The organism is Chitinophaga sp. HK235 (genome assembly GCF_018255755.1).
Taxonomy (GTDB): Bacteria; Bacteroidota; Bacteroidia; order Chitinophagales; family Chitinophagaceae; genus Chitinophaga.
Window position 1 is genome coordinate 5,084,035 of sequence record NZ_CP073766.1, and the last position, 12,765, is coordinate 5,096,799.

Sequence of the window (12,765 nt, forward strand, 5' to 3'; positions counted from 1 at the left end):
CATTATATTTTTATAGATAAAATAAAGAGGCCCCAGGACTAAAGTCCTGGGCTATGTAAGTCCTGGGCTATGTTTTTTATGACTACACATCTTCCAGCACTTCGTATAGCCGGAGAAACCGGCGATATCGTTGCTGATAGCTGGCATACAGGTCTCTATCAGGATAAAACGTGGTGGCCGGCTGGTTGTTCCCTCCTGTCCAGGGCAGCTGCAATTCTCTGGCTGCCAGCATGATAGCCCCTATGGCAGATGCATCATTTTGCTGGCTTAGCTCCATCTCCTGCCCAAAAATATCAGCCAGCAGCTGTATCCAGCCCGGAGTGGCGGTAAAGCCGCCGCTGACCGAAATACGTTGTACAGGTCCTGCTGTTTCCGCTAATGCGGTTTTGATACTCAGCAGGGCAAAACAGATCCCTTCCAACATCGCCCGCATAAAATGAGCCGCCGTATGATATGGCCGTATCCCGATGAAAGCCGCCGTGGCGTGGCTGTTCCATACCGGAGCCCTTTCGCCCAGCAGGTAAGGCAAACATATAAGGCCGCCGGTATCGGTTTCCAGGGCTGCTGTCACCAGGGATGGCAGGGTGGCAAGTGGCTGCTGCAGAAAATCTCTTACCAGCCATTGCAACAGGGCACCACCATTGTTGCTGGCGCCACCGGTGATATATACCTCATCAGTCAACAGGTAGGTAAACAGCCGCTCCTGTGCGTCGGTCTGAGGCCTGGAACCAGCCATACGCACCGCAGCACTGGTGCCGATGGTGATGGTGGCATGCCCCGCGTCCAGGGCCTGGCTACCCAGTTGGGCCAGACAGCCATCACTCCCCCCGATAATCAATGGCGTATCGACCGGAATGCCCAGTTCAGCTGCTACTGCAGGCAGCAGGCCGGTCAGCCGGGTATTGGCAGGTACCGGCAATGGTAATTGCGCCGCCGTAATACCCGCATAACGCAGGGCTTCGGCGCTCCATCGCAGCGTGGTAATATCAAACAACCCGGTGGCGGAAGCAATGGAGTGGTCGGTCACATATCTCCCTAAAAAATGGTACAGGATATATTCCTTGATACCGGGGAAGATAGCGGCGCGGACAAACAGGTGGGGTTGTTGTTCCTGCATCCAGCGTAGTTTACAAAGGGGCGACATCGCATGAACAGGCGTACCTGTTTGCTGGTACAGCATTTTGCCGGAAGGCGTGTTGCGCAGGGCCAGGGCCTGTGGCTCGCTGCGGTTGTCGGCCCAGATGATAAGTGGAGTGAGCGCTTCCCCGTTGGCATCTATTGCCATGATACTGTGCATGGCACTACTAAAGGATATAGCAGCAGGAGGATATCCTGCTGCGGCCACTACGTTTTTAATACCTGTTTTGACGGCATCCAGCAACAGGAGCGGGTCCTGTTCTGCATATCCCGGCTGCGGGTAATGGGTGGGATAGGCTTGTTGAAATACCCCGCTGACAGACCAGTTTTGTATATTAAGCCCAATCGTTTTAGCACTACTAGTCCCGATATCCACACCGATGATGTAAGGTGTCTGTTCGCTCATAAAAAAAAGACTACTTTTTCAACATTTAATTTATAGATTTAAAACCGGTGTTCTTTAAATAAAGTCTAAAAATTTCCACGCAAATGGCTTTTGAAATTAAAAAACAGGCAAAGCTTTATGATGTTTGTATTGTTGGTTCCGGTGCCGGCGGCGGCATGGCAGCCAAAGTATTATCGGAAGCCGGTCTGAAAGTAGCGCTCCTGGAAGCAGGGCCCAAATATGATCCGGCAGATCCGGAGCAGGCCACACAACTGAAATGGCCCTATGAATCACCCAGAAGAGGCGCCAGCACAACCCGTCCCTTTGGCGACTTCGACGCCGCCTACGGCGGATGGGAAATTGCCGGAGAGCCCTATACAAGGAAAAACGGTACCCAATTCGACTGGTTCCGCTCCCGTATGCTGGGCGGACGTACCAACCACTGGGGACGTATCTCCCTTCGTTTCGGCGAACGCGACTTCAAACACAAAAGTTATGATGGCCTGGGTGACGACTGGCCTATCAGCTACCAGGATGTAGCACCTTATTATGACAGGGTAGATAAGCTGATCGGTGTGTTCGGCTCCAAAGAAAACCTGCCCAACGAACCAGACGGATTTTTCCTCCCTCCTCCCAAACCAAGATTACACGAGCTGATGGTAAAAAGAGCCGGCGAAAAACTGGGCTTGCCCGTTATTCCCGCACGACTGTCTATCCTCACCCGCTCTGTCAATAAAGACCGCAGCCCATGCTTCTACTGCAGCCAGTGTAGCCGCGGCTGTACCGTTTATGGCGACTTCTCCTCCTCTTCTGTACTGGTAAAACCCGCGATGAAAAGTGGTCACGTAGACCTATATACGAACGCGATGGTAAGGGAAGTACTCACCGACAACAGTGGTAAAGCTACTGGTGTGGCCTATATCGACAAAGCAGATATGCAGGAATATTCTGTTAGTGCCAAAGTAGTAGTGCTGGCGGCCAGCGCCTGCGAATCTGCCAGGCTGCTGCTTAACTCCAAATCTGCCAAACATCCCAATGGTCTCGCCAACTCCAGCGGCGTAGTAGGTAAATACCTCCACGACTCTACCGGCGCCTCCAGAAGCGGATTCATGCCCGCACTCATGGACCGCAAACGCTACAACGAAGACGGCGTTGGCGGTATGCACCTTTACATTCCATGGTGGGGTGATAACAAAAAACTGGACTTTGCCCGTGGTTACCATATCGAAATGGGCGGTGGCATGCACATGCCTTCCTATGGCTACGGCTTCGGCATGGAAAACATGAACGGCAAATATCCCGGCCGCGATGGCAAACCCAAAACAGCAGGCGGCTACGGCGCTTCCCTGAAAGACGATTACCGCCGCTTCTTCGGTGCCCACATCGGCTTTGCCGGCAGAGGTGAATGTATTGCCCGGGAAGACAACTATTGCGAAATAGATCCCAACGTAGTAGATAAGTACGGTATCCCCGTGCTGCGCTTCCATTACACCTGGACCGACCATGAGATCAAACAGGCCAAACATATGCAGGATACTTTCGAGCAGCTGATACTCGAAATGGGTGGCGTGCCTTCTGGCAACAAACCAGGCGCGGAAACCCTCTACGGATTGGAAAATCCCGGCCGTATCATCCATGAAGTGGGTACCACCCGCATGGGCGATAACCCGTCTACTTCCGTGCTCAATAAATTCAATCAGGCCCACGAGGTGAAAAACCTGTTTGTTGTGGATGGCGGCGCCTTTGTATCACAGGCAGACAAAAACCCAACCTGGACCATCCTCGCACTCTCCATGAGAGCATCGGAATATATTGTGGACCAGCTGAAGAAACAGAATATTTAATCATGCAGGCACTCATTTTATGAAGATGAGCGCATAAAAAATATAACATGGATAGAAGAGAATCCCTTAGAGCCATCGCGCTGGGAACTTTATCTGTAGGCACCATCTTATCTGCCACCGGTTGCGAAGACAACAAAACCGGCGGTGACAAAAAAACAGCCGCCAATACGCCCGGCTATGGCCGTACACCGGACGAAGTCAAAAGGGACAAGGCCCTGATGGAAGATAAATTCTTCACACCTGAAGAGATGAAAACCATCACTATCCTCGCCGATATCATCATCCCGGCCGATGAGCATTCCGGCAGTGCTTCCGATGCCAAAGTGCCTGAATTCATCGGGTTCATCGTAAAAGATATGCCCGACCACCAGCTGCCCATGCGCGGCGGCCTCCGCTGGCTCGATGTACAATGTGCCAAACGTTATAATAAATCCTTTGCAGAATGTAGCCCGGAACAACGTATCGAGATGGTAGACCTTATCGCCTACCCCGAAAAAGCCACACTCGAAAACACGCAGGGCGTTGCCTTTTTCAACCGTATGCGTAACCTTACCGCTACTGGTTTCTTTACCAGCAAAATAGGTATCAAAGACCTTGGATATGTAGGTAACACTCCTAACGAGTGGGATGGGGTGCCTGCTGATGTGCTGAAACAGTATGGCTATGCCTACGACGAAAAAACCCTGGCCACCTGCCTCAAAATCGAAGATAGAGGCAAGATCATGACCTGGGATTAAATAAACGTTATGAATGAACGAATCAGGCGGTGGAAATGATAAGTGGATATAAAAATCTGGTTTCACCTTTTATCTTAGCTCTCCAATCCGCGATTCATCATTTATCCGCAATCAACAAGTACCTAATAAACTATATCACTCATGGTTCCAGAAAAAAAGAGCGGGACAAACCAGGTATCCCGCAGATCATTCCTGAGAAACGGTGCATTAGCCGCCGCCGGATTTATGATCGTTCCACGTCATGTACTGGGTAGAGGTTATACAGCACCAAGCGACCGTCTCCGTGTAGCCGGTATCGGTGTTGGTGGTAAAGGATTCGGTGATATCTCCGAATTTGCCAAAGGCCCTGCCGACATCACCTTCCTCTGCGATGTGGATACACGTCGTGCAGCCGATGCCGTTAAGAAATTCCCTAAAGCCAAATTCTATACTGACTTCAGGGAAATGTTCGATAAAGAGCATAAAAACTTTGATGCGGTATCTGTGTCCACCCCAGACCACCAGCACGCTGTAGCAGCCATGGGCGCCATGCAGCTCAACAAACACGTGTATGTTCAGAAACCTCTGACCCACGACATCTACGAAGCACGCATGCTCACCCAGGGCGCCCAAAAACATAAAGTGGTAAGCCAGATGGGTAACCAGGGCTCCTCCGGCGACGGCGTACGTCAGCTGATGGAATGGTACAACGCCGGCCTTATCGGTGACGTACATACCGTTTACTGCTGGACAGACCGTCCTGTATGGCCACAAGGCGTTGCATGGCCTACCGAAAAGAAAGACATCCCGAAAGAACTCAACTGGGACCTGTGGCTGGGAACCGCTCCAAAAAAGGACTATGTAGACAACCTCGTGCCTTTCAACTGGCGCGGCTGGTGGGACTATGGTACCGGCGCCATCGGCGATATGGGCTGCCATATCATCGAACCTCCTTTCCGTGTACTCGGCCTGGGCTACCCCACTTCTGTGGAATGCAGCGTAGGTAGTGTATATGTGGGCGAGTTTACCCGCGGCTATTTCCCCGAAAGCTGTCCTCCTTCTTCCCATGTTATCATGAAATTCCCCGGCAAAAACGGCAAGGAAATCACACTGCACTGGATGGACGGCGGTATTCAGCCAGAACGTCCGGAAGAACTGGGTCCTAATGAAGTCATGGGCGACGGTGGCAACGGCGCCATCTTCATCGGCGATAAAGGTAAAATGATGTGCGGCACTTATGGCATGTATCCCAAACTGCTGCCTACTTCCCGCACCAACGAAGTAAAAGTACCACAAACCATCGCCCGTGTACCGGAAGGCCACTACGTTCAATGGGTAAATGCAGCCATCGCCGGCTACAACAGCAAACAAGCAAAAACACTCAGCTCTCCGTTTGATATTGCCGGTCCGCTCACAGAAAGCATCCTGATGGCCAACCTCGCCATCCGCAGCTTCGACCTCCGCAAGCCCAAAGCCAGCGGCAAAGGTTACGACTACCCCGGCCGTTATATCAAACTGCTATGGGACGGCGCCAATATGAAGATCACCAACTTCGATGAAGCCAACCAGTTCGTGAAACGTACTTATCGCGACGGCTGGTCTCTGGGCGTTTGATGCTGATCCGGATTAAATATTTTAAATAAAAAATGCAGCGAAGCGCTTCGCTGCATTTTTTTTCCCAGGGCTGAAGCCCTGGGCTATTTTTGAAGCCTTGGATATGAAGTCCGGGGTTAATTATGACGTTCTTAATATAACCACCGGAATCGATATTAGCCCAGGGCTTTAGCCCTGGGACGTTATTTATATGGCACTTGTTGCTCCAGGTTGCTGTTCTTACGGATCTCTGCGGCAGGAATAGGCAGCAGGTAATCTTTCTCCCTGAAAGTACGGTCCTGTATACTAACAGGGCGGTATACAAACGGGTGATTAGCTATCATGGAGCCCAATACTTCAATACCTTTGGCACTGCCGTTGAACGCAGTCATCGCATCCGTTACCCATCTGCGGGCATCAAAGAAACGGTGTTCTTCAAACGCCAGCTCATAACGTCTTTCATATTTGAGTACGTCTTTCAGCGCATCTCCGGTAGCTGCAGTAGCCGGCATACCAGCCCTGGTACGGACACTGTTCAACACCGGCAATGCGTCAGCCTCCTCTCCCAGCCAGATACTGGCTTCTGCATAGTTCAGCAGCACTTCTGCATAACGTATAAAGATCCAGTTCTGGTCACCACGGAAAAACTGCGCATCCAGGTTTTTGTCCATGAACTTGCGCATATAATACCCTGAGAATGTACCATTCCAGTTTTCGATGGTGCTGTTACGTGTATCGAGGCCCCACACACTATCTACGCCGCCATTTTTGGGTTCATATTTACCAGTCTGGATTACTCCTGCAGGATCTACTTCTGCACCGTCTTTGGGACGAGGCTTCCATTTGGCACCGTCATACAGGATGGTGGCATAGAAACGTGGATCACGGCCTACATAGGGCGCCTGCGCCTGTGCTGCATTAACCCAGGAGAAAGCAGAGCCGTCCCGCATCTGATAGCCGGAAACGAAGTTTTCAAGTGGCACATTGCCTCCCCAGTTATGATAACCATTAGGACCGTTGTAAAGGTCATGAGAAGTGCCCAGCAAAGCCTTGTCATATTGTTTTACAAAAATCAGTTCCTTGTGGTCCTTGTCCAGGAAGATACGGCTGTAATTCTCTGCTGCTGAATCAGTAGGATGATACAGTTCGTAGATGCCCAGGTCCATCACCGCTTTGGCCGCATCTTTGGCCAGACGGAAACGGACCATCTGATCCCCGGTAGTATAGCCCATCAGTGGGCTTTTCACTTGTTTGTTAAACAGGTCACTGGCAGCAAACAGCAGCATCCTCGATTTCAGGGACATTGCGGCACCTTTGGTTACCCTACCTTTGTCTTTTACAGCTTCATAGGTCAGCGGCAACAACTTAGCGGCACTGTCACACTCATCAGCGATAAACTTCACACAAGCTTCAAACGTAGCTCTTTTGGTATTTAAGATTTCCTGTTCATCGCCTTTTACGTTGTATGTTTTGGTGATCAGGGGCACCCCGCCGTAATATCTCACCAGCATTTGATAGTACCAGGCCCGCATAAAATGGACTTCTCCCTTCATCGTATTACGGGTGGCATCGTCTACAGGCACTTTATCAATCTTCTCAAAAAACATGTTACAATTACGTATCTCTTTATAATGCCCGTCCCAACGGCTGAAATCATTGAGTGCCCCAATATCATCCGGTGAGATATTGCCCTGTACTACCCGGGAAGTATTGTAGTCGTGGATAAACCGGCTTTCATCGGTCATAGATGACAACATTACTTCATTAAATCCGGGACGCATCTGCACATACAGGTCATTCACAAAAGCCTGTACCAGCCCCTTGTCCTGCCACACTTCCGACTCCTGATACTCGGTCAGTGGCTTCTTTTCCAGAAAATCCTTGTTACATGCGGTAGTGGAGTACAATAATGCCGCCACTGCCAGATATTGTATGATGTTTAATTTTTTCATGGCTCGTTGTTTAGAAAGTGACATTTAATCCCACATTGTAAATCTTCGTCTGCGGATAGTACTGACCGCTTCCCATGGGGGCTTCCGGATCAAATATTTTTACATTGTCGATGGTCAGCAGATTTTGTCCGCTTACATATACCCGTAGTTTCTGCAGACCTATCCTTTTGATCAGCTGTTCAGGAACGGTGTATCCGAGGTCGAGGGTTTTAAGACGGGCATAATCTGTTTTCCAGAACCAGAAGGTATTCTGGCGGCTTACCCAGTATTCGCGGTCACGGTCATTTACACGGGGCCAGGAAGCATCGGTGTGATCAGGTGTCCAGCGGTCTTTAATGTATGCTTCAGGGAAGTTGCCGATAAGGCCGGACTCCGTATGCAGGTATTGACTGGCGCCGGTAGCACCCTGCCACAGCATGGTGAAGTCGAAGTTGCGGTATTTGGCGGTAAAGGTGAGGCCGAATATCCAGGTCGGATTTTCAGTGCGGTTTACCCGGATACGGTCCAAGTCATCGATTTTACCGTCACCATTAATATCGGCGAAGATGATATCTCCCGGACGGGCGCCGCTTACATGTGGTGTTTTATCCACTTCTTCCTGTGTTTTGTAGATGCCGATAGCTTTGTAGTACAACGGTGCTTCAATCATTTTTCCGGTTGACTTCTGCCATTCCGGTACGCTGGGCACTTCATCCCAGAAGAGAATCTTGTTCTGGGCATGAGTAACGGTACCGGCTATTTCATAATGGAATTTGTTGATATCGTTTTTGTGTTTAAGCACTACTTCAAAGCCTTTGTTTTCCACTTTGCCCAGGTTTTCCTGTGGCAGTGTCATACCGGTATAAGCCGGCATAGACAGGCTGCGGCTTACCAGAATGTTGGCACGACGGGTATAGAAATAGTCTGCTTCGAAAGACAGTTTTTCACCAAGCAATGCTCCTTCCACACCTACGTCGAAGTTGTTGGCCATTTCCCAGGTGATAGCCTCATTAGGAGAACGCAGCTGGTAGATACCTTTGTTGAGATCTCCACCCAGCATCACACCACCATCACTGAAACCGTAGGTACTGAGGTATTGAAAAGAAGGTATCTGGTCGTTACCCATTTGTCCCCAGGATGCACGGATTTTGAAATAGTCCATAACGCGAACACTATTTTTCCAGAAGCTTTCATTGGAAAGCACCCATCCGGCAGATGCGCCGGGGAAGAAGCCGAAGCGGCTGTTGCGCGGGAAGTTCTGTGTACCGTCATAACGGGCATTAAAATCAAACAGATAGGTTTCCCGGTAGTTGTAGGATATACGTCCGAAGTAGTTACGACGGGCAAAGGAGAAACCACTGCCACCGTTGCTTTTTTCCTTATCGCCACCGGCAAACAGCTGATCCAGTTTATCACTGATGAAATACCGGCGGTTGGCCAGCATAGTGTCACCATTAAAAGTAGCCTGCTCAAATGCGATGAAAGTATTCAGGTTGTGTTTTCCAAAAGAACGATTATAGTTGATTTTGAAATTCACAGTAGACAAGCGGTTGCTGTTGAAGCTTTCATTGAGCTGTGGTGCGCTTACACCTCTGGAAGCCGGATTCAGCTTATGGTCCGGGCTGTTGGGGTCCAGTGTATAAAGCGTCCATGGTTTTATCCAGGTTTTGAGGAAGTCGAAGTTCTGGTCGTAGGCGAAGTTTCCATCCAGAGACAAACCACGTACCCAGGGGATATTAATAGTAGCACCGAGTGTCCCGTTGAGCACATAGTTTTTGTCATTCGTATATCCGATGGTGTTAGTACTTGTAACTACCGGATTATCACCGTATTCGATATCGGGGCCGGGCATACCGTTGGGCCAGATGGCATTTTCGGTAGGGCGGCCGCGCATGAGGGAACGGAAGATTGAACTGGCATTACGGGGAGGGAAATTTCTGTTTTCCAGTCTTCCCGCCAGATCGAGGCGCAGGTGGATGTTTTCGTTCACATGTGCATCCAGATTGGCCCTTACATTCTGTTGTTTGTAGTTGGTGGCGCTGGTTTTATAGATAGCGTCCTGATAGAGCGTACCGAGAGAAACGAAGTATGTCATTTTTTCGGAGCCGCCGCTGAGTGACAGATCGTGCCTGTTCTGCAGGGAGTTATTTTTAATAACAGCATCATACCAGTTGGTGTTAGGATACAACCAGGGATCTGATCCGTCACTGAATTTCTTGATCTGGTCTTCAGTAAAGCGGGGTTTATCGCCGCCATACTGCAGGATTTCGTTGACCAGGCGTGCATAAGTGGGCGCATCTGCCATTTTGGGCAGACGGGTTGGTGAAACAAATGACTGGTTGAAGCCGTAGTTGATAGTTGGCTTTCCTACTTTTCCACGTTTGGTGGTGACCAGTATAACGCCGTTGGCTGCACGGGAACCATAGATAGCGGCAGCTGCATCCTTTAGTACAGACACACTTTCAATATCGCCGGGAGCCAGACGGGCAAAGCCTTCGCGGGGGATACCATCGATCACATACAGTGGTGTGCTGACACCCAGGGTGCTACGGCCACGAATAAAAATACGGGAGTTGTCGTTGCCGGGCTCTCCGCTGTTATTGACCGCAATGATACCTGGAATACGGCCTACCAGGGAGTTGGAGATGTTGACGTTAGGTGACTGTTGTAATTCAGCACCTTTTACAGATGCGACAGCACCTGTTTTGGTTACTTTTTTCTGCGTGCCATAACCCACTACTACATATTCATCCAGGGTTTTCTGATTTTCCTTGAGTACAGCACTCAGGGAAGTACGTCCATCTACTCCGATTTCCTGGGCATCGAAACCAACATACTGCAATACCAGTACAGCGCCTCTTTCTACATCTTTCAGAGAGAAGTTTCCCTTAGGATCTGTGACAGTTCCGCGTTTCGTGCCTTTGATAAGCACTGTGACCCCGGGCAGGGGATTTCCATGAATGTCTTTGACTTTTCCTTCAACGGTTAGATTTGCCTGTTGCCATACCGCAGGTACCGACGCACGGGCAACGACCGGGCCTGATGCGGCGGCGGAAAGGCATAGCAATAGCATTGCCTTCGCATAACGTGGATTCATAAATGAGATTTTTGGGTGATAAAAGTGCTACGTTTTACGTTTACTGTTCAGTTTTACTGTTTTTCAATAAAAAAATAATAAGGGTAATTCATACCATTAGGTAAGATATTCAGAAAATGTTTAATTTTTTTCTAAAAATAAGCGTGCTTTTTACGCCTTTTTCTAAAGGACCCGCACACATACTAATAATATATTATATTTGCTAACGCGCAGTTTACGTCATTCCCTGCGTACCCCCTTTATTATGAAAACAACTATACTCTGGCTGTTGGCCTGCTGTATGCTGTCGCTGGCAGCCTGCGACAAAACAATGGTGACAGTAGATAATCCTCCTGAAACCACTACACCTGTAAATCCCGGTACGACACCACTCCCTGACAAACAAGTAAAAGCAGGATTACAGGGTATCATCACCGATGAAAACAATGATCCGCTGACAGGCGCCCGTGTACAATGCGGAGATCAGTCTGCCGTTACAGACCAGTACGGTGCCTTCCGGTTTTCACAGCTTGATCTCAAAGAAGCCGCAGCAGTGGTTACCGTACAAAAGACAGGTTACTTTAATGGTGTCCGTACTTTTCGTGTAACCGGTGCCGGTAGAGAGCAGTTTGTACAGATTCAGCTGCTTCCCAAAACAGCAGCCGGTTCTTTTGATGCCGCCACTGGTGGTAATGTAAGCGCCTCCAATGCACAGTTTATTTTTGTCCCCAACCAGGTGTTGGACGCATCTAACAAACCTTACAAGGGCAAAGCCACACTGAACTATGCTTTCATCAATCCGGAAAGAACGGATTTTTCCGATATCATGCCCGGCGATCTGCGTGCTGTTAATGATAAAAACGAAGTAGTGGCACTGCAATCCTTCGGTATGATGGCACTGGAACTACAAGGTGAAAACGGAGAGAAACTGCACCTCGATGGCAGCAACAGTGTTACCTTCCGGATGGTAATACCTGCCACGCTCAGAAACACCGCCCCTGCTACTATCCCGCTGTGGCACTTCAATGAAACCACCGGCCTGTGGCAACAGGAAGGCAGCGCAGAAAAATTAGGTGACAGCTACGTAGGTACTGTTAAACACTTCTCCTTCTGGAACTGCGATGCCCAATTTCCGATTGTGAATTTCAAAGCCAGTTTCAAAGACGATAAAAACAATCCGCTCGCCAATACTGCCGTACAGATCACCAGACCTAACGGCAGCAGCACCTACGGCTATACCGATGCCAACGGTGAGGTAAGTGGCGCGGTACCCTCCGGCGAACAGGTGACTATCTCCGTAAAAAACAAGTGTAACCAAGTTATCTTCTCTAAAAAAGCCGGCCCATGGACCACTGATGCCAATGCAGGTACCTATACCGTTACACTGGACCCTGTTAGTGCAATATCTGTGAGCGGAAAGGTGAGCAATTGTACAGGTACTGTTGTTACTAAAGGTGTAGTGAATATACAGGTGGAAGGTGTGCACTATACTGCCGTTATTCAGAATGGCAGTTATGCTACCACCATTGTCCGCTGCCAGTCCGGTTCAGTAAATATGGTACTGAATGCTGTAGATGAAACAGCCAACAAGATGTCCACTATCACAGTGCCGGTATCTCCTGGTCAGTATACACAAGACCTCCAGGCCTGCGACGCCATACAGGCAAGTACTGTGTCTATTCTGCTGGAAGGACAAACGATCTCTTTTAGTAGCCCTGCGGACTCCATAGCGTTATACAACAGCAGCGGGGACACCCTTGTCAACTATAGCGCTGCGGCCTCCCGTAAAGCCAACCCGGACCACATCGGCTGGAACATGAGCAGTATCCAGGTAGGAACCCAAACTTCCAGGTATATTAATATCAGTATCGGTGGCAAAAAGTACTATCAGCAATCCATGAATGTTAACATCACACGCACCGGTGTCCCCGGAGAATATCTGGAAGGAACACTTTCCGGCAATGTTACAAGATCAATGGATAGTGTTGCAGTCCCCATCAGTGGCTCATTTAAATTAAGAATAGAATAACATAAAATCCTTATACAAGAAAAAAGGCCAATAGTAAAAAAACTATTGGCCTTT

7 protein-coding genes are annotated in these 12,765 nt (G+C 49.4%); 4 read left to right on the plus strand and 3 right to left on the minus strand.

Translation table 11 applies throughout. The features are described 5' to 3' along the window. Window positions 1-82: 82 nt before the first annotated feature. The gene (locus KD145_RS18955) at window positions 83-1,543 is read right to left on the minus strand and encodes a gluconokinase (protein ID WP_212000812.1); all 1,461 of its coding nucleotides are present in this window, start codon (window positions 1,541-1,543) and stop codon (window positions 83-85) included. A gap of 83 nt (window positions 1,544-1,626) precedes the next feature. Here KD145_RS18955 and KD145_RS18960 point away from each other — a divergent pair, with 83 nt between their 5' ends. From KD145_RS18960 to KD145_RS18970, 3 genes are all read left to right on the plus strand, one after another. Further along, the gene (locus tag KD145_RS18960) at window positions 1,627-3,366 is read left to right on the plus strand and encodes a GMC family oxidoreductase (protein WP_212000813.1); all 1,740 of its coding nucleotides are present in this window, start codon (window positions 1,627-1,629) and stop codon (window positions 3,364-3,366) included. 47 nt (window positions 3,367-3,413) lie between these two features. After that, window positions 3,414-4,103, plus strand: a complete 690-nt coding sequence (locus tag KD145_RS18965; protein WP_212000814.1) for a gluconate 2-dehydrogenase subunit 3 family protein — start codon at window positions 3,414-3,416, stop codon at window positions 4,101-4,103. Window positions 4,104-4,244: 141 nt separating this feature from the next. Then, window positions 4,245-5,696, plus strand: a complete 1,452-nt coding sequence (locus tag KD145_RS18970) for a Gfo/Idh/MocA family protein (RefSeq protein ID WP_212000815.1) — start codon at window positions 4,245-4,247, stop codon at window positions 5,694-5,696. A 182-nt stretch (window positions 5,697-5,878) separates the two neighbouring features. On the opposite strand, the gene KD145_RS18975 is transcribed toward KD145_RS18970, so the two are convergent. Beyond that, window positions 5,879-7,627, minus strand: coding sequence for a RagB/SusD family nutrient uptake outer membrane protein (locus KD145_RS18975; protein ID WP_212000816.1), 1,749 nt, complete (start codon window positions 7,625-7,627; stop codon window positions 5,879-5,881). 10 nt (window positions 7,628-7,637) lie between these two features. Beyond that, window positions 7,638-10,703: a TonB-dependent receptor gene (locus KD145_RS18980; RefSeq protein ID WP_212000817.1), complete on the minus strand. Its 3,066-nt coding sequence runs from the start codon at window positions 10,701-10,703 to the stop codon at window positions 7,638-7,640. A 244-nt stretch (window positions 10,704-10,947) separates the two neighbouring features. On the opposite strand from KD145_RS18980, the gene KD145_RS18985 reads away from it, so the two are divergent. Next, window positions 10,948-12,711 (plus strand): carboxypeptidase-like regulatory domain-containing protein, encoded by a 1,764-nt coding sequence (locus KD145_RS18985; protein WP_212000818.1) that lies wholly within the window; start codon window positions 10,948-10,950, stop codon window positions 12,709-12,711. The last annotated feature ends 54 nt before the right edge of the window (window positions 12,712-12,765 follow it).